Consider the following 17,647-nt stretch of genomic DNA (forward strand, 5'->3'; position numbering starts at 1 on the left):
TACGCGAATCGTCACTTAAATACAAACCAGCCGCCTCCTTGCTGCGGCAAGTTCAATAAATCGTCCGGCCGCGAGCGTCCGGAATGCCGGATTTGCGGTAAAAGTAGCTGTTGAGCTGATCCCGCCATTCCTGCGCATGCTCGGCTTGGCAGGCGAGACGCTCGCGGACTTCCACGTAGACACGCGCGGGGAGCCGGTCTGCGATGCTGTCCCAGGATGTCAGCAGTCCGGCCGCCCGTTCGGCGCCCTCGAAGCGCGTATCGTAAATGTGTTGAATGACCGTTTTACCGCTCTTGAGGCGCATGTCGTAGGAAACATGGTGAAAAAAGAGCAGCAGCTCGTCCGGACATGTCTGCGGGGTTTCGTACATGGCCGCGGCAAAAGCGGGATACTGTCCCGCATAGCCGGTTCCGGTCGCGACGCTCCGGTCCACGCCGATGCCGTACCGGTCCGCGTAATGATACGTGCCCCAGGGGCTGTATTCGTACCCGTCGACGTTCGGCCCGTAATGATGGTTCGGATTGACCATCCAGCCGACGCCAAGCGGCGCCGTGTACGATTCGTAAATGGCGTGCGAGTCCATGAGCATCCGGATGACGGTCTCCTCGACGGTCGGGTCCAGCCCCAACGCCATTCGGATCCACTCTCGTCCGATGGCTTCAGCCGAAGCCGACGGGTTCCAGGCGAGACGGCCGAAGCCGTACCAGTTCGCCTGCGCGAGCAGATGGCCGGTCCAATTGAGGTCGGTGCCGACATTGGCTACGGCAGCCAGGCCGCCGCGCCACTCTCTCCGCTCATCCGCCCCTCCGCCTCGCGCCTCCAAACCAGCCTCGCGCTTGAGCCCGCCCGCCGCATCCGCCACCGTGCGCCCGTCGCCGCCATCGAAGTCCAGCACCTCCTTCCACATCGGAAGAAGGTAGCAAAGATGACGCTGCTGTCCCGTGTACTCCTGCGTAACCTGCAGCTCCAGCGCGATCTGCGTGCGCCGGAGGCCGAGCAGCAGCGGCGAGACGGGCTCCCGCACCTGAAAGTCCATCGGTCCGTGCTTGATCTGCAGCACGACATTGTCATGGAACGCGCCGTCGAGCGGCATGAAGTGGTCGTGCGCGGCACACGCGCGGTCGGTCCGCCGGTCCCGCCAATCCTGCTTGCAATCGTACACGAAGCAGCGCCAGATGACCGTGCCGCCATGCGGGGCGAGCGCGTCCGCCAGCATATTGGCGCCGTCCGCATGATCCCGTCCGTAAGTGAACGGTCCCGGCCGATGCTCCGAATCTGCCTTGACGACGTAGCCGCCGAAGCCCGGGATGCGCCGGCACACCTCATCCGTCGTATCGCGCCACCAGGCCGCGACGGCCGTGTCCAGCGGATCGGCCGTAACGAGCCCGCCGAGCTCGATCGGCGCGGCGAAGTTGACGCTCAGATAAAGCGCGATCCCGTACTCGCGCAGGACGTCGGCCACCCGCGCCACGTCGGCCAGTCGTTCGGGCGCCAGCAGCCGCGTCTCTTCGGCGTGAACGTTGACGTTGTTGACGGCCACCGCATTGATGCCGATTGAAGCCGTAAGACGCGCGTAATCGCGAATTCTGTCCATCCGTTCGCCCAGCCGTCCATCATTAAAAAACAAACTTCCGCCCGCATAGCCCCGTTCGACGGAACCGTCCGCATTGTCCCAATGGTCGATCATCCGCAGCGGATAAGCGGGCCGCTCTACCGTTTGGAGGCCGCGAATGTCGCCGCCCGTCTGCAGAAGGCGGATGAACCCGAATGCTGCGTACAGGACGCCTTTCTCGCCGCCTCCGAGCAGATAAACGCTTCCGTCATTGCCGGATCGGATCGCATAGTCCTCGTCGCCGAACGTGCCAATGTCGGACATTTCCGTCGCTCCTGCTCCTGCTCCTGCTCCTGCATGCATACCCGCCGCACCTGACGCCGATTTAACCCATATGTCACGTACCGCATCCGCCAGTCCGACGACAATGGCCGGCCCTGCCGCCCCTTCATCTCCGACACCGGCTTCGGCCTCCGCCGACAAGTCGACCGGCTCGCAGCCCAGCAAGCCCTTGATCGCGCGACGCAGCTCCAGCCGCGCCGAAGCCAGCCCAGCGCCTTCGCCGACCACGATCAACCTGCCGCATACCGCCGCATACCGGGCGCGCAGCGCCTCGTCCTCCAACCGCCTGTAACCCAACCACGCTTGCTCATACGCCTCATGTCCGGCTTTAACGGCGATCATCATTCATGCGCCCCTTCCGTGCAAATAAAAAGAGTCTCCTGCAACAGAGACTCCTGTTCTAACCGCTAACTTCATGCACCCTGCCGACCGCCGCGCCTAGGCCGCTGGCATCCAGATCCGGTACCGTCCGCTCAGCGCCAGCAGCGCGAACATGTACAGGCAATTGTCGTAATAGCGCCGCTCGCCCTCGCGCACCGGCGTCCGCCAGAACAGCGCGACGGCCTCGCGCGCATGCGGGCTGTCCGGCGCGGCGAGCGCCGCGCAGGCGTTGGTCGCGATCAGGCCGACCGGGTGCAGCGCCGGCTCCTCGAACGGCGTCCCGTCGATCCGGTAGCGCCGGAAGTCGGCCGGGTCCTTGTCCGCGAAGAAGCGCAGAATCGCCTCCGCCTCGCGCGTCATCCACGGCGTCGCGCCGAACCAGGCCGCTTCGAGGCCTACATTGGCGGCGACCCGGTACGAGTCGCTGTAGAAATGCCCGTAGCCGCGCTCGTCGTTAGGCGCGCCGTCGTAGTAGGCGTATTCCGGCGCCAGCCCCGTCTCCGGATGGCAGGCGAGCGGCAGATACGCCCGGCTCGCCGCGGCCGCTTCCCGCCAGAACGGCCGGTCCGCCTCGTCCGCCCACAGCGCGAACAGCTCGTAAAAATGCGGCAAATGATACGAAGGATCACTGTACGCGCACTCCGGGACGAACTTGATGAGCCGGTTGTCCCGGTTCCACATCGGATAACCCGGCCCCTGCTCGCCGTTGTGCAGGCAGGCCCGCAAAATATCCCTCGCCTTGGCCGCATAATCCAGCGGCGGCTCGCCTTCGCCCCAGCGGTGCGACGCGAAGAACAGGGCCAGCGCGAAGTACTCCTCGCCGTCCGGCGCCGGCCCCGACGAATTCCGCGTCCCGTCGGGCGCGCACGACCATGCGAAGTAACCCGCATGCACGCCGTCCTTCATATGCATGTACGTCCACGTCCAGCGCCACAGCCGGTCGAACAGCGCCTTGTCGTCCATCTGCACGGCCATCATCATGCCGTAGGACATGCCTTCCGTCCGCACGTCGAGATTGCCGGTATCAAGCATATACCCCATATCGTCGCCGGACGGATAATAGATCCGGGTACGCTCGTCGTCGCCGAACAGCCGCCGCCACGCATCCGCCAGTCTGGCCTCGATCTCCTCCGGCGCATAGCCGTACCGTTCGAGCAGGTTCGGATACTGCCCGGTGACGAATGCTCCCTTGCCGTTATCCATCGTGCCATCGCTTTCCGCGTCCGTCGGCCCTTTTTTCGAATTCATCGCGCTAGTCTCTCCCTCCCGATACCGCAGGCGCTCGCGCCTTTCCTCTCCTGGCTTTTTCCCTTCCTATTCCTCCGCCAACCTTATCCCTTCACGCCGCCTACCGTCATGCCCTTCACGAAGTACTTCTGCAGAAACGGGTACACGACGATCATCGGGACGGCCGCCACGATCGTCATCGTCGCCCGGATCGAGAGCGGAGACACCTTGATCGAGGCGCCGGAATTCGAATTCGCGAACGCCGTCTCGGCGCTGGAGGTCGTGTTCGAATTTTGCAAAATTTTCTGCAGCTCGTATTGCAGCGTGCTCAGCTTGACGTTGGAGGAGTTGTACAGGAACACGTCGAACCACGAATTCCATTGGTACACCGCGGTGAAAAGCGCCACCGTCGCCAGCACGGGCAGGCATAGCGGGAACACGATGTTGATAAACGTCCGGAAGTCCCCCGCCCCGTCGATGCGCGCCGACTCGATCACGCTCTCCGGCAGCTGCTCGATGAAGGAGCGGATGATGATCAGATTGAACACGCCGATAATGCCCGGCAGAATGTATACCCAGAAGCTGTTGATCAGTCCCAAATCCCGGATGAGCAGATAGTTCGGGATCAGGCCGCCGTTGATGTACATCGTAATGATAAAGGCGACCGTGACGACCTTGCGCAGCACATACTCCTGTCGGCTGATCGTATAGGCGACCATCGCGGACGCGAACACCGTGACGATTGTGCCGATGACGGTGCGCAGCACCGAGATCAGCGTCGCATTGTAGATCGTCGCTTCGCCGAAGACGAATCTGTAGTTCTCGCCGGAAAACTGGCGGGGCCACAGATGGATGCCGCCTTTGATGGAATCGCTGGCGGCGTTGAGCGACACGGCGAGCGTGTTCAGGAACGGGTACAGCGTCACGACCATGAGCAGGGTGAGAAAAACGTAGTTCAAAGTATCGAACACCCGGTCGCCGACCGAGGAATGCCGTCGCGAGCCGCGAGCCCGCCGCGACTTCGCCATCGCGTTCGCCATAGGGACCATCTCCTTTTTAGAACAGTCTGTCTTGTCCCAATCGCTTGGCGATATGGTTGGCCGAGAACAGCAGGATGAAGCTGACGACCGTCTTGAACATGCCTGCCGCGGTCGCGAGCGGGAAGTTGAACTGCTGGAGGCCGTACTTGAGCACGAATATGTCAATGTTCTCGGAATAATCGACGTTCATACCGTTGCCGAGCAGGTACTGCGGCTCGAATCCCGATTCCAGCAAATAGCCGATGTTCATGATGAGCAGCACGATAATGACCGGTTTGATGCCCGGCAGCGTGATATACCACATCCGTCTCAGGCGGCCCGCGCCGTCCATCTCCGCCGCCTCGTACTGCGCGGGATCGATGGAGCTGATGGCGGCCAGATAGACGATCGTATTCCAGCCTACGTCCTTCCACACGGAGCTTGCGCCGAAAATGCCCCAGAACCATTCCGCCTTGCCGAGGAACAGGTATTCCTGCCCCTTCTCGATCACGCCGAACATCTTGAGCAGTTCATTGACGACGCCGTCCGGCGCCAGCATCGTCTGGATGATGCCCGCGGCGACGACCCAGGAGATGAAGTGAGGCAAATAGCTGACGGTCTGCACGACGCGCTTGAACGCGACCTTGCGGACCTCGTTCAAGAGCAAGGCGAGCGACACGGCCGTTACGAATCCGAGCACGAGATTGATGCCGCTCATCGCGAGCGTATTGCGCAGGGCGATCAGGAAGCGGTCCTCCGAGAAGAGCGACCGGAAATGCGAAAAGCCGACCCACTGCTGGTCTTTGAAGGCCAGCGAAGGCTGATAATCCTGGAACGCGATCGTCCATCCCCATACCGGTACGTATTTGAAAACGAACAGCCAGATGACAAAGGGGACGGACATCAGGACCAGCATGCGCTGGGATACGAGTTTTTTGACGAACAGCTTCAGCCCACCCGGCTCTGGCTTCGACGTCGACGGCGACGTTGGCAGCGCGGTGTTGTTCTCCATCGTTCTTGCTCCTTCCGTCGGGCTAAAGAATAGAAAGGAAAGCCGGCCCTCAGCACGAAGCAGCGCGTTAAGCCGGCTTAGCCCTTCTATCGAAAACCTTTCTTTACTTGGCGACTTCCACGATTTTCTTGATCTGCTCCGTATACCACTTTTCGTAGCCGGCCGTATCGAGCTTGCCGAATTCCTTCATATAATCGGCCCAGACGCCTTCAAAGTCCGCCGGCTTCGCGAGCACGAGCTTGGCGTAGTATTTCTTAAGCAGATCGTCCTTCTTGGTCTCCCAGATCTGCTGCGGCGATCCCTGCTCCTTGGGGATACTCCAGGCCGGGAACCACGGACGGTCTTCGGGCTTGTCGAACATCTGCGCATAGGTCTGCACGCCGTACTTGTCCAGGATCGTCTTGTCGCCTTCGGTCAGGCTGAGCTGGAAAACCTCCGGCTGGAAGCCTGGCGCCACCGCGTTGCCGTCCGCAAGCGTGGACGAAGTGCCGTACTGCGGCCAATCCCAATCGTACGTCTTGAAGCCGAACTTTTCGTTAAACGCGTCATCCAGCTTGGCAATCTGGTCCGCCGTCCGGTAGAAGCGGCCTTTGTCGTCTACTTCGTACGTCTCGCCTTTAATGCCCCAGCTCTTGAGCACCTGATTGTCGTCCGTCAGCAGGTTGTCCCAGTATTGGATGATGCGGGCGGGATCCTTGGCGCTCTTGGTGATGCCAGCGCCGCGGTTGCTGGTCCATCCCGGCGGATCCAGGTACTGGTCGTGCGTGCCGTCGAACGTCACCGGCAGCGGGAAGTAGACGTAGTCGTCCTGCGCCTGATCCTTTCTCGCCGCGTCCTTCAGCACGTTCATCGCATTGCCGATCTGCCAGCCGTAATCGAAGAAGCCTACGACCTTGTGCGAGGTCAGCTTGGCGATATATTGATCGTAGTTGTCGACGAAGGAGGCTTTGTCGAACAGGTTTTTGCCGTTCAGATCGTTAAGCGTCTTGAGCCAGCGCTTCTCGTTCTCCGAGCCGGCGTACGTCTTGGCTTCGTTCGTATTGATGTCGACCATGACGTTGCCGTCGTTCGGGAAGCCGGCGAGGTGCATCGGCGGATTGGAGGTCGCGAAAAACCGCCAATCGTGCGTCAGCGTGATCATGCCTGTCAGATTCTCGTCCTTGTGCTTGGCGACATAGTCCTCGACAAGCTTGACGTATTCGTCCAGCGTCTTGATCTTCGGATAGCCCGCTTCCTTGAGCACGCGCCGCTGTACCCAGAACGCGCCCTGGTTGATGTTGGGATCCGCCACGTACTCGCCGACCTGCGGTCCGAACGGCAGGAAGTAGATCTTGCCGCCGTAGTCCGCCCGCATGCGCTCGAAGTACGGGCCGTAGACGCGCTTGATGTTCGGGCCGTACTGCTCGATGAGATCGTCGAGCGGGATAAACGCGCCCGCCTTCAGCACTTCCTCGATCGCCGCGTCCGGTATGATGACGTCCGGATATTGATCGGAAGCGATCATCGTGCCGATCTTCGTATTCAGGTCTCCGACCAGATGCTCGATCTTGAAGTTTACGCCGGTCTGATCCTCGAGCATCTTGCCGATCGTCGTCTCGTTGGTGTTCAGATCCTTCTCGCCTGCCACGCCATTAAAGAAACTGAACGTAACCTTGTCGAGCGGCTTCTCTGATGCAGATGCCGTTGCCGTTGCCGAGGCCGATCCGCTCGCCGGCGCCGACGAACTGCCGGCGGGTGCGGCGGAGGACGCGTTGCCGTTATTGTTGCCGCTCGAGCATGCGGTCATCGATACGGCCAAGGCGGCAGCCATGCCGGCTGTCCACAGTTTTTTTGCCACTGCGTTCGATCCCCTTCCCTGACGATCCATTGTTTTTGTAAGCACTTTCATTATAAAACGTTCTCGCGAGTTTGTTTACTGGATAAACTAAAGATCCTACTTAGGATTTTTAGGATATGGAATTTTGGGACATAAATGCTATTAACAAAGCGCTTTCCGGCTAAACGTTGGACAACCTATACAAAATCGGCTATTATCTAATCAATAATCTATACAATATCTATACATAAAAAAACGATATCGATCCGTCGAGCCTGCGTCGCACCCCAGTGATGAATCGAGGAGATCATTCCGAATGAAGAGCGATCCCGTAAACAATGCGTTAAGCACGGCTACGATTCGACGAAAAGACGAGCATCTGGATCTGTGCCTGCATGCGGATGTACAAGGATTAGACGCCGGGACGGGCCTGGACCGTTACCGCTTCCGGCACAATGCGCTTCCCGAGTTGGACTTTGCTTCGATCGATACATCGGCGCGTTTTTTGGGACGGGCGTTGAAGACGCCTTTTCTGGTCAGTTCCATGACGGGAGGAACGCCAAGAGCGGGCGATATCAATCGACGGCTGGCGACGGTTGCCCAGGCGAGGGGATGGGCGATGGGACTGGGATCGCTGCGGGCGGCGATTGAAAATCCCGAAGCGGCGACGTCCTTCCGCGTCCGGAAGCTGGCGCCCGATATTCCCCTTATCGCCAACATTGGCGCCGTGCAGCTAAACTATGGCTTCAATGCCGAGAAGTGCAGCCAGGCGATCGATATCGCGGAAGCCGACGGCCTTGTCCTTCATCTCAATTCGCTGCAGGAAGCGATCCAGACAGGCGGCAATACGGATTTTAGCGGACTTCTGCGGCAAATCGAGAAGGTCTGCCGTTCGCTGAATGTCCCCGTAGGCGTGAAGGAAGTCGGCTGGGGCATCGACGGGGAGACGGCCCGGCTGCTGTCCGACGCGGGCGTTCGGTTTATTGACGTCGCAGGCGCCGGAGGCACCTCCTGGAGCCAGGTAGAAAAGCTGCGCGCCACGGATCCGGTCAAAAAAGCAGCCGCGGAAGCATTCTCGCAATGGGGGCTCCCGACGGCCGAATGCATTCGGGAAGTACGCTCCGAGCTGCCCGGCATGTTATTGATCGGCAGCGGGGGCATCGGCAACGGACTTCAGGCAGCCAAAGCATTGGCCCTGGGAGCGAATCTTGCCGGGTTCGGACGCGGCTTGCTGGAGGCGGCCCATGACTCGGAGGAGACGCTGGGCCGCGTATTTGAGCAAGCCGAGCTGGAACTGCGGCTCGCCATGTTCGGGATCGGCGCCGCCAATATCCGGGAGCTTGGAGAAACCAAACGTCTTGTGAAAAACGAATGAAGCTGCTACGTTCCGCCGAGTTCGCAGACCGTGAGACTGCCGGGGTAATCGTAGAGTCAGAAGGAGGCCTTTATGGACACGGAGCAAATGCAAGCGGATTTCGGTTATTGCGAAGCCATTATCAAGAGGCATTCCAAAAGCTTTTATTACGCCTTCTCGCAGCTTCCGCCGCAAAAAGCGAACGCGGTCTATGCCATTTACGCTTTCTGCAGAACGGCCGACGAATGCGCCGATTCGAATCAACGGCCGGAGCAGAAGCTCGCTTCGCTGCAGCAGCTCAAAACAGAGCTCGATTTGTTCAGAGACCGTTCGGAAGCGGATCGTCCCCTGTGGCGCGCGCTCAGGCATGTCTTCTCCGAATACGAGATGGACATCGGGCCCTTTTACGACCAACTGACCGGACAGATGATGGATTTGGCGTTTTCCAGCCCGAAGAACATGCATGCGCTTGAACAGTACAGCTACTACGTTGCGGGCTCGGTCGGCTTGATGCTGCTGCCCGTGCTCGCTTCCAAAGCTGAAGCCGACCTCCGCCCCTCTGCAATCCAGCTGGGCATTGCGATGCAAATAACGAATATTCTGCGCGACGTCGGCGAAGATCTCCACCAGAAGCAGCGGATTTATTTACCCGAGGAAGAGATGGAGCGCTTCCGTTATACCCCGGCGGATTTGCGGCAAAGCCTGATTAACGAAAATTTCGTTCAGCTATGGGAAAGGCTGGCCCAACACGCCGAACAGCTATACGATCAGATCCAAGGCAGCCTGGACTTGTATGACGCCGACAGTAAAATGCCTCTCGCTTTGTCTGTCGCCCTGTACAGAGCGATTTTGGATGCCGTAAGAAGCAACGAATACGACTGCTTTACCAAGCGCAACTATGTGACAAAGGATGCGATAGCCAAGATTAGCGCATCGATTGTCGACTGGTCCTCCATGGCGGAAAGGTGTGTGTGACGATTGAAAAAGAAAAGCGTACTCGTAATCGGCGGCGGACTTGGCGGCCTGTCCGCGGCGATCTCCTTAAGGCAGAGCGGCTATGACGTTGCTTTATACGAACAGAACCGTCACATCGGCGGCAAGCTGAATCGGCTCGAGCAGGATGGCTTCGGCTTCGATCTGGGTCCCTCTATTTTGACGATGCCGCATATTTTTGAGAAAATGTTTGCCGCGAGCGGCAAGCGAATGGAAGATTACGTCCCCACCGTCAAGCTGAACCATCAGTGGCGCTCCTTCTTCCCGAACGGCAATCGGATCGATCTCTTCGAGAATCTGGCGGATATGAAAACGAAAAATCCCTCGCTGAGCGAACGGGATATGCGCGAATACGAGGAATTGCTCCAATACGCCAAAAAGCTGTACGACATGACGGAGCTGGGCTATTTCAAGCATGGCGCCGACAACACGAAAGACATCGCGCGTTACAACGGCGTTTTCAGCGCGCTGATGAACTTCGATCTGTTTTCCACGGTACATAAGTCCATTGCCAAACGGATAAGCAACCGGGATCTGCGGGACATGCTCTCTTATTTTATCAAGTATGTCGGTTCCTCTCCTTACGATGCGCCGGCCGTATTGAACATGATGGTCTACATGCAGCATAAGCAAGGCCTGTGGTACGTGCCCGGCGGCATGCACCTGCTCGCTCGCGGATTGGTACGGCTGGCCGAAGAGACGGGCGTGTCTATTCATACCGGCCGACGAATCGTACAGCTCCGGAAGACGGACGGCAAAATAACCGGGGCATCGCTCGAAGACGGAACGGAGCTGTCGGCGGACTATTTTGTTTCCAACATGGAGGTCATCCCGTTCTACGAGAAGCTGCTGCAGGAAGAGGAGCCCTTTATTCGTCAGCTAAAAAAGAAATACGAACCTGCAAGCTCGGGGCTGGTCTTGCACCTGGGCGTGAAGAAGTCGTATCCGCAGCTCGCCCATCACAACTTTTTCTTTGCGGACAACATGAAGCGGCAGATGGCCAAAATATTCCACAGCCACGAGCTGCCGGACGATCCGGTCATATATCTCGTAAACGTCAATAAAACCGACCCTGCGCAAACGCGCGAAGGCTACGAAAATTTAAAAGTGCTGCCCCATATTCCCCACATCCAGGACAAGCCGCTGACGCAGCAGGACTACGAACGGTTTGCCGAGACGGTGCTCGTCAAATTGGAAAAAATGGGACTGACGGATCTGCGCAGCCATATCGTGACAAAAGACATGTGGACGCCGGAAGATATCAAGCGGGTGTACGGCTCCGACCGCGGGGCCATATACGGCACCTTGTCCGACCGCAAAAAAAACAAAGGGTTCAAGCATCCGAAGCAGAGCACGCGATACGACAATCTGTACTTCGTTGGCGGCACGGTAAATCCGGGCGCCGGTATGCCTATGGTTACGTTAAGCGGTCAGCAGGTACGGGACAAAATCGTGCAAAGGGATGCGAACGATGGATAGTCAAGAACGCGACGCGCTGCAGGCCCTTTTGGAAAAGCAGCAGGAAGCTGCGCGCATGCGCCCGGTCCCTACCGTGGAAGAACGCAAAGACACGCTGCTGCGGCTTAAGCAGATGCTGCTGGACCATGAAGCGGCATTCATCGCGGCGCTCGTATCCGATATGCGAAGACCCGCCTTCGAAGCGTATTCCTTTGAGATCGCCTTGTTGCTGAACGAGATCGAGCATGTATGCGGGTCGTTGAATAAATGGACGAAGGCCGCGCGTTCCCGCCCGTTCAAATTCGGCTATATGGAAACGATTCGTACCCATAGAAGTCCGTACGGCAGCGTTCTGATCATCAGTCCCTGGAATTATCCGCTGCAGCTCGCCTTGATGCCGGCCATCGGCGCGATCGCGGCGGGTAACCGCTGCGTGATTAAACCATCGGAATACGCGCCGGCTACAGGCGAGCTGCTGCAGCAGACGATCGGCCAAACGTTCCCGCCCGAAGTGCTGACCGTGGTGACGGGTGATGCGCAGACATCCAGGCTGCTAACCTCCCTCCCCTTCGATCTCATTTTTTTCACGGGGAGCCAAGCGACGGGAAAAGCCGTATCGCAGCAGGCAGCGGCGCAGCTCACCCCTGTCGTCATGGAGCTCGGAGGGAAAAATGCCTGCATCATGGACGCGTCGGGTTATTCTCCCAAGGCCGTTCGCGAAGTCGTCTGGGGCAAATTCCTTAATGCTGGCCAGACCTGCATCGCGCCGGACACGCTTTTCGTGCATGAATCGGTCTATGAAAAAACGCTTGCGGAAATAGGGTCCGCGTTAAACGAATTTTACGGGGAAAGGCCTTATGAGAGCAAAGACTACGCCCGCATTTGCCATGCCGGACATTTCCAGAAGCTGCAGCAGCTGATCGAGCAAGGCAGCATCCGGTTCGGAGGCGCCATCCAAGCGGAAGATCTATTCATCGCCCCGACTGTATTAACGGACATTCCGCCCGGCAGCTCCATTTTGGGAGAAGAGATTTTCGGCCCCATTCTTCCTGTCATTCCTTATCGCGATCTGGAAGTTTTATTCGAGCAAAGGGCGGTTCAGCGCGATGCCTTGGTCGCCTATCTTTTTAGCCAAGACAAGGAGCAGATCAAGCGGGTCCAGGCTTATATGCGGTCGACGACCGTCAGCGTCAATCAGGTCATCCATCACGGCGCCAATCCCCGCGTCGCCTTTGGCGGTGTCGGGCGCAGCGGACATGGCAGCTATCATGGCAGAGCAGGCTTTTTAGCTTTCAGCTATGCCAAAACCGACTACCGAGCCCATCGTTACCTGCATGTTTCCGATAAATTTCCGCCATACTCGGAACAGGACCTGTCTATCGTTCGAAGGTTTAGAAAGTGGCTGCTGTAGCGCAAATACGAGGTTGAGGAGGACTACCGTGCCGCTCGTAAACTTGCCTCACCTATGGGTCGTTCTGATCGATATCTTCGCCTGGGCCTTTTTTCATCTCGGCATTTCCGTCATATGCCTGAAGCTCCCTCAGTCTTATTTCCTGCAGGACAAGGCCTGGTTTCGGCTTGGGGCATGGGAGCAGTCCGGCAAGCGGTGGCAGCGGTTATTTTTCGTCAAACGGTGGAAGGGCCGTCTCATAGACGGAACTTCGATACTGAGAAGAGGCTATGCCAAGAAAAGCTTGCACGGCACCCGCTTATGCGATCTGAACGAATTCGCCGCGGAAACCAAACGCGCGGAGCTGACCCACTGGCTGTCCATGGCGCCTGCCCCTCTATTCTTCCTATGGAACCCCGTATGGGCAGGGTGGATCATGGTCCTGTATGCAGGCGCGTTCAACTTGCCCATTATTATGGTGCAGCGATACAATCGCGGGCGCATCGATGCCATTACATTAGCGACGAATAAAAAGGGAGCGGGGTCGTTCACATGAAAAAAAAGGTGCTGGTCGTTGGCGCCGGCGTCGCCGGGCTTGCGAGCGCGATCCGATTGCAGCATGCCGGATACCAGGTAGAAATCTACGAAAAAGAAGCGCTGCCGGGCGGGAAAATGCACCGCATCGAAAAAGACGGCTATTCGTTTGATTTGGGGCCGACGATCGTCATGATGCCGGAATTGTACAGGGAGATTTTCGAGCTCTGCGGCCGCAATCCCGACGACTACATCCCCATGGAGCGATTGGACCCGATGTATCGGGTGTACTACAACGACAAGCCGGACGAGCCCTTCGACATCTCCTCCGACCTTACGCAATTGACGAAGACGATCGAAGGCGTCAGCGAAGCGGACATGGAGGGATTTTTCCTCTATTTGCACGAAATCTACAAACGTTTTATCGTAGCCAAGCACAACATTATTCAAAGGCCGTTCCGCAAAGCCCGCGATTTCTATAACTTCTCCATGCTGAAAAAAGCGATGAAGCTGAAGACGCTGGATACGGCCGACCGTTTTATGAGCAAATATATCCGCAACGAACGGCTCAAGCAATTGATCAGCTTCCAGACGCTGTACATCGGCATTTCGCCGTTTCGTAGTCCTTCCTTTTACACCATGATACCGATGATTCAATTCATGTACGGCGTATGGTTTATCAAAGGCGGCATGTATACGATGGCTCGGGCGATGGAGAAGCTCTTTAAAGAACTGGGCGGCACCATCCACTATAACCGCCAAGTGCAGGAAATAAGCGTGCAGGGGCGCAGGACGACCGGCATTGTCGCAGACGGGCAAAAAATATCCGCGGACTTCGTATTATGCAACGCAGACTTCCCTTACGCCATCAAAAATCTGGTGAAGGACCGGGCCGCCAAAGGAAAATACAGCGATAAAAAGGTCGATAAATTAAAATATTCCTGCTCCTGTTTTCTGCTCTACTTGGGCATGAGCAAAAAATACGAGGAAATCGAGCACGTCCACAATTTTGTTTTTAATGAGGATTTGAAAAAAAATCTGGATGATATTTTTGCCGGAAACAAGTTGACCAACGGGTCGTTTTACGTATACGTCGCATCCAAAATGGACGAATCGATGGCCCCTGAAGGAAAAGACGGCTTATACGTTCTGATGCCGGTATCCCATCTGGCGGCGGCTAATTATGAATGGAACGATGCAACGATCCGGGATTACCGGGCCTATATTCTCGATACCTTAAAAAAGATACGCGGTCTTGAGAACATTGAACAAGAGATCGTCACAGAAACCTGCATCACGCCGCGCGACTTCGAATCGAGGTTCAACGCCTATAACGGCTCCACCTTCGGCCTGATGCCTATTTTGACGCAAAGCAACCATATGCGCCCGCAAAGCAAGGCCAAGCATTGCGACAATCTGTACTTTACCGGCAGCAGCACGCACCCGGGAGCGGGCGTGCCCATCGTGCTGTTATCCGCCCGAATCGCCGCGCAGGAACTGATGCAGGACGATCAAGGAATCCAATTTAATTATTCCGGGAAGTGAACGAGGAGGGACTGCTTTGCCTGCTTCAGTCGGGATCAATCTTCTCATCGGTTTGCTAGCGCTGCTCGTCGGATTCATGATGTTTCGGTCGCTGCCGGTTCTTGCGAGGACAAGCGGCCCTGCGCGTTTTCCGCTGCTGTCGATCGTCATTCCCGCGCGCAACGAAGCAGGGCGGATCGCGCCGCTGCTGCGTTCGTTGCAGGAGCAGCACTACCGGTCGTTCGAAGTGCTGGTCGTGGACGATCAATCGACCGACGAGACGGCGGAGATTGCCCGCCGCTTCGGCGCCACCGTACTTCGTAACGACGCGGTACAATCCGGATCGGGGAAATCCGCGGCCTGTTGGCACGGCGCGCAGAACGCCAAAGGACAATGGCTTCTGTTCCTGGATGCGGATACCGCTCTCGCGGATGCCGACAGCCTGACGAAGCTGCTCGGCTCCTATCGCCAAAGAGGCGCCAGGGGGATATTATCCCTGCAGCCCTATCATACCGTGCATCGCTTTTACGAAAATTTATCGGCTATTTTTAACGTTATCGTGATCGTCGGCATGAACGTATTCACCATATGGAAGTCGCGGTTTAACACCGCAGGCTCATTCGGTCCATGCATTTTATGCAATAAAGACGATTATTTCTTGTCGGGCGGCCATCACAAAATCCTGGGAGCCGTATTGGACGACCTGGCGCTGGGACAGGCGTTCTTGGACAAAAATCTGCCGGTCCAATGCATGGGTGGGGGCGGCGTCATCGATTTTCGCATGTACCCGGAGGGTTTGAAAACCCTTGTAGAGGGCTGGTGCAAAAGCTTTGCCGTCGGTTCGAAATCCACCCACCCGATCGTCATGTCGATGATCGTTCTCTGGATTACCGGCGGGTTTATGAGCGCGGCCGCATTGATCTCGTCGATCGCGGCGCGGGAGCCCGTTGCGTTGACGCTCAGCGCCTTTTTATATGCGGCGTATGCCGGCCAAACCTTGCAGTTCGCCCGCAGATGCGGCAATTTCAACAAGGGATTGTTTTTGATTTATCCTATATTGTTTATATTTTTCGCAGCTTTGCACCTTTATTCCCTATTCAGGGCGCACGTGCTGCATTCCGTAAAATGGAAGGGACGAAAAATAGAGGTTTGACAAGCCTGGCCTTCCTCATCTTGTATCGGTTTTGTATAATTTACAAGGAGGAGGAACGATCAATGTATAGCATGAAGCGGGCATCCGAGCTTCTCGGCATCCCGGTCGTCACCATTCGCGCCTGGGAGAATCGATACGGGATCATCTCCCCCAGCCGAAGCAGCGGCGGACACCGTCAGCTAAGCGACGGGGATCTTGCCAGGCTCAGCTTTCTTAAAGAACAAATCGAAAAAAACGGCTTAAAGATCAGCGAAGCGGTGGAGCTGCTGCTGCAGAGCGAGGCTGCCCCTCGGGAACAGGCTGCAGAACCGTCCGCGATCGGCCAGATGTACGACGGTCTTGTCGATAAGCTGTATGCCGAACTCATGCAGTTCAACTCCGCGCAAGCGGATCTGACCATAGATCTGGCATTTGCCCTGTACGATGTCGAAGAGACGCTGCGGCGCATTATCGTTCCCGTTCTGTATCGGATCGGCGCGGAGTGGGAAGCGGGGAAAATTAAAGTCGTTCAGGAGCATTTCGCTTCGGAAACGATCATGCGGAGATTGTCAGCATTGTTTCGCGTGTTTCCCGTTAATCCAAGCCTGCCGGTCGTATTGGCGTTTTGCCCGGAAGGAGAACGCCACCATCTCGGATTGCTGTCGTTCAGCCTTTTTTTGCGCAAACGGGGCGTAAACGTCCTGTACGCCGGTCCCGACACGCCGCTTATGGAGCTGGAAGGCATTATTGAAAGTCAGAAAATATCGTTCGTCGCGTCTTCCGTTACGGACCCCCGCTATACCGGGAAGCTGATGGCTTGGATCGAAGAAACCGCGCGGAATCGCCCGGAACTGCGGTTTTTGCTGGGCGGGGCCGCGTTCGACAATCCGGCGGTCCGGCGCGACGTGAAGGCGAACGTGCGTTACCTGTCCGCCGATCAATGGGAGAATTGGAGCCAAGCTTAGGACGGCGCTCCCTCTCCATGGCGCAAAGCATACGACCGCAGCCGGTTAAGACAGCATTTCCGACACGTCGACCGGCTCGTAGTGAACGTGGACCTCGTACACCTCCGAGGTCTTCTTCAATTTATTTTCCACGCTCGTCGCGATCTCGTGCGCTTCCGCGAAGTCCAGTTCCATGTTGACGAGCACGACGACGTCGACGACCGCGCTGCTGCCGTAATTTCTCGCCTTGATGTCTTTGACGGCCTCGACCCCCTCCACCTCCAGGATCGCTTCCTTGAAGGATTCGATGGTCGATTCATCGAACCCGTCGGACAAATGATGGGAGGCATCGCGGAAAATATCCCAGGCGGTCTTGCAGATGAGGAGCCCGACCGCAATGGCGGTGACCGGGTCGAGCCAAGGCAGGCCGAACTGCGAACCGACGATGCCGACGACCGCGCCTACGCTCACGATGGCATCCGAGATGTTGTCCTTGGCTGCCGCCATCACCGCCTGACTGTTGATCTGGAGCGCAAGCCGTTTGTTATAACGGTAGACGAAGTACATGACGACCGCACAGAACAGGCCCGTCCACACCGAGATGAGGTCCGGCGCCTTCTCGCTCCCGTTGAAGACCGAGGACACGGCGGCGAATAAAACCTGCAGCCCGACGGCCGCCATAATAAAGGAAGATATCAAGGACGCGATCGTCTCCGACTTCCAATGTCCGTATTGATGGTCTTTGTCCGCCGGCTTCTGCGCGAGCCGCAGTCCGATCAGAACGGCGATGGACGCGACGATATCGGTCGCGTTGTTCATGCCGTCCGCTCTCAAGGCTTCGGACCCCGAGGCGTAGCCGATGATTAATTTTAGCGCCGAGAGGACGATATAAGCGACGATGCTGATGACCGCGCCGCGTTCTCCCAGCTTCAGATTGTCGTACCTTTGCTGCTGATCCATTGCCCGAAG

General features: G+C 57.4%; 14 protein-coding genes. 8 read left to right on the forward strand and 6 right to left on the reverse strand.

What is annotated here, in order from left to right; genetic code table 11:
* Positions 1–52 precede the first annotated feature (52 nt).
* From KB449_RS22765 to KB449_RS22785, 5 genes are all read right to left on the reverse strand, one after another.
* On the reverse strand, positions 53–2,236 hold the full coding sequence (locus KB449_RS22765; RefSeq protein ID WP_282910539.1) for an alpha-glucuronidase family glycosyl hydrolase: 2,184 nt from the start codon (positions 2,234–2,236) through the stop codon (positions 53–55).
* 96 nt (positions 2,237–2,332) lie between these two features.
* Positions 2,333–3,523: a family 8 glycosyl hydrolase gene (locus KB449_RS22770; protein ID WP_434082519.1), complete on the reverse strand. Its 1,191-nt coding sequence runs from the start codon at positions 3,521–3,523 to the stop codon at positions 2,333–2,335.
* 83 nt (positions 3,524–3,606) lie between these two features.
* On the reverse strand, positions 3,607–4,530 hold the full coding sequence (locus KB449_RS22775; RefSeq protein WP_282912890.1) for a carbohydrate ABC transporter permease: 924 nt from the start codon (positions 4,528–4,530) through the stop codon (positions 3,607–3,609).
* Positions 4,531–4,558: 28 nt separating this feature from the next.
* Complete coding sequence (locus KB449_RS22780) at positions 4,559–5,533, reverse strand: ABC transporter permease (protein ID WP_282910540.1); 975 nt, start codon at positions 5,531–5,533, stop codon at positions 4,559–4,561.
* 103 nt (positions 5,534–5,636) lie between these two features.
* A complete protein-coding gene (locus tag KB449_RS22785; RefSeq protein ID WP_282910541.1) occupies positions 5,637–7,370 on the reverse strand; it encodes a type 2 periplasmic-binding domain-containing protein in 1,734 nt (577 codons plus the stop codon).
* Between the two features lie 295 nt (positions 7,371–7,665).
* Between KB449_RS22785 and fni the strand changes: the two genes are divergently transcribed.
* The 8 genes from fni (at position 7,666) to KB449_RS22825 (ending at position 16,699) form a co-directional block, all read left to right on the forward strand.
* Positions 7,666–8,724 (forward strand): type 2 isopentenyl-diphosphate Delta-isomerase, encoded by a 1,059-nt coding sequence (gene fni, locus KB449_RS22790; protein WP_282910542.1) that lies wholly within the window; start codon positions 7,666–7,668, stop codon positions 8,722–8,724.
* Between the two features lie 72 nt (positions 8,725–8,796).
* On the forward strand, positions 8,797–9,678 hold the full coding sequence (locus tag KB449_RS22795; RefSeq protein ID WP_282910543.1) for a phytoene/squalene synthase family protein: 882 nt from the start codon (positions 8,797–8,799) through the stop codon (positions 9,676–9,678).
* A 3-nt stretch (positions 9,679–9,681) separates the two neighbouring features.
* Complete coding sequence (locus tag KB449_RS22800; protein WP_282910544.1) at positions 9,682–11,175, forward strand: phytoene desaturase family protein; 1,494 nt, start codon at positions 9,682–9,684, stop codon at positions 11,173–11,175.
* Positions 11,168–12,565, forward strand: coding sequence for an aldehyde dehydrogenase family protein (locus KB449_RS22805; protein WP_282910545.1), 1,398 nt, complete (start codon positions 11,168–11,170; stop codon positions 12,563–12,565). The genes KB449_RS22800 and KB449_RS22805 overlap by 8 nt, the downstream gene beginning before the upstream one ends.
* Positions 12,566–12,593: 28 nt before the next feature.
* Positions 12,594–13,100 (forward strand): glycosyl-4,4'-diaponeurosporenoate acyltransferase CrtO family protein, encoded by a 507-nt coding sequence (locus KB449_RS22810; RefSeq protein ID WP_282910546.1) that lies wholly within the window; start codon positions 12,594–12,596, stop codon positions 13,098–13,100.
* Entirely contained in the window at positions 13,097–14,623 is a 1,527-nt protein-coding gene (locus KB449_RS22815; protein WP_282910547.1) for a phytoene desaturase family protein, read from the forward strand. The genes KB449_RS22810 and KB449_RS22815 overlap by 4 nt, the downstream gene beginning before the upstream one ends.
* Before the next feature lie 16 nt (positions 14,624–14,639).
* Positions 14,640–15,755, forward strand: coding sequence for a glycosyltransferase family 2 protein (locus KB449_RS22820; RefSeq protein WP_282910548.1), 1,116 nt, complete (start codon positions 14,640–14,642; stop codon positions 15,753–15,755).
* Positions 15,756–15,817: 62 nt separating this feature from the next.
* Positions 15,818–16,699: a MerR family transcriptional regulator gene (locus tag KB449_RS22825; RefSeq protein ID WP_282910549.1), complete on the forward strand. Its 882-nt coding sequence runs from the start codon at positions 15,818–15,820 to the stop codon at positions 16,697–16,699.
* Between the two features lie 45 nt (positions 16,700–16,744).
* On the opposite strand, the gene KB449_RS22830 is transcribed toward KB449_RS22825, so the two are convergent.
* Complete coding sequence (locus tag KB449_RS22830) at positions 16,745–17,638, reverse strand: cation diffusion facilitator family transporter (RefSeq protein WP_282910550.1); 894 nt, start codon at positions 17,636–17,638, stop codon at positions 16,745–16,747.
* Between the last annotated feature and the right edge of the window lie 9 nt (positions 17,639–17,647).

The sequence above is a fragment of the Cohnella hashimotonis genome (assembly GCF_030014955.1).
Classification (GTDB): Bacteria; Bacillota; Bacilli; order Paenibacillales; family Paenibacillaceae; genus Cohnella; species Cohnella hashimotonis.

Coding starts and splice junctions, on each gene's coding strand:
- KB449_RS22765 (WP_282910539.1), bottom strand. CDS start 2,236: ATGATCGCCGTTAAAGCCGGACATGAGGCGTATGAGCAAGCGTGGTTG.
- KB449_RS22770 (WP_434082519.1), bottom strand. CDS start 3,523: ATGAATTCGAAAAAAGGGCCGACGGACGCGGAAAGCGATGGCACGATG.
- KB449_RS22775 (WP_282912890.1), bottom strand. CDS start 4,530: ATGGCGAAGTCGCGGCGGGCTCGCGGCTCGCGACGGCATTCCTCGGTC.
- KB449_RS22780 (WP_282910540.1), bottom strand. CDS start 5,533: ATGGAGAACAACACCGCGCTGCCAACGTCGCCGTCGACGTCGAAGCCA.
- fni (WP_282910542.1), top strand. CDS start 7,666: ATGAAGAGCGATCCCGTAAACAATGCGTTAAGCACGGCTACGATTCGA.
- KB449_RS22795 (WP_282910543.1), top strand. CDS start 8,797: ATGGACACGGAGCAAATGCAAGCGGATTTCGGTTATTGCGAAGCCATT.
- KB449_RS22805 (WP_282910545.1), top strand. CDS start 11,168: ATGGATAGTCAAGAACGCGACGCGCTGCAGGCCCTTTTGGAAAAGCAG.
- KB449_RS22815 (WP_282910547.1), top strand. CDS start 13,097: ATGAAAAAAAAGGTGCTGGTCGTTGGCGCCGGCGTCGCCGGGCTTGCG.
- KB449_RS22825 (WP_282910549.1), top strand. CDS start 15,818: ATGTATAGCATGAAGCGGGCATCCGAGCTTCTCGGCATCCCGGTCGTC.
- KB449_RS22830 (WP_282910550.1), bottom strand. CDS start 17,638: ATGGATCAGCAGCAAAGGTACGACAATCTGAAGCTGGGAGAACGCGGC.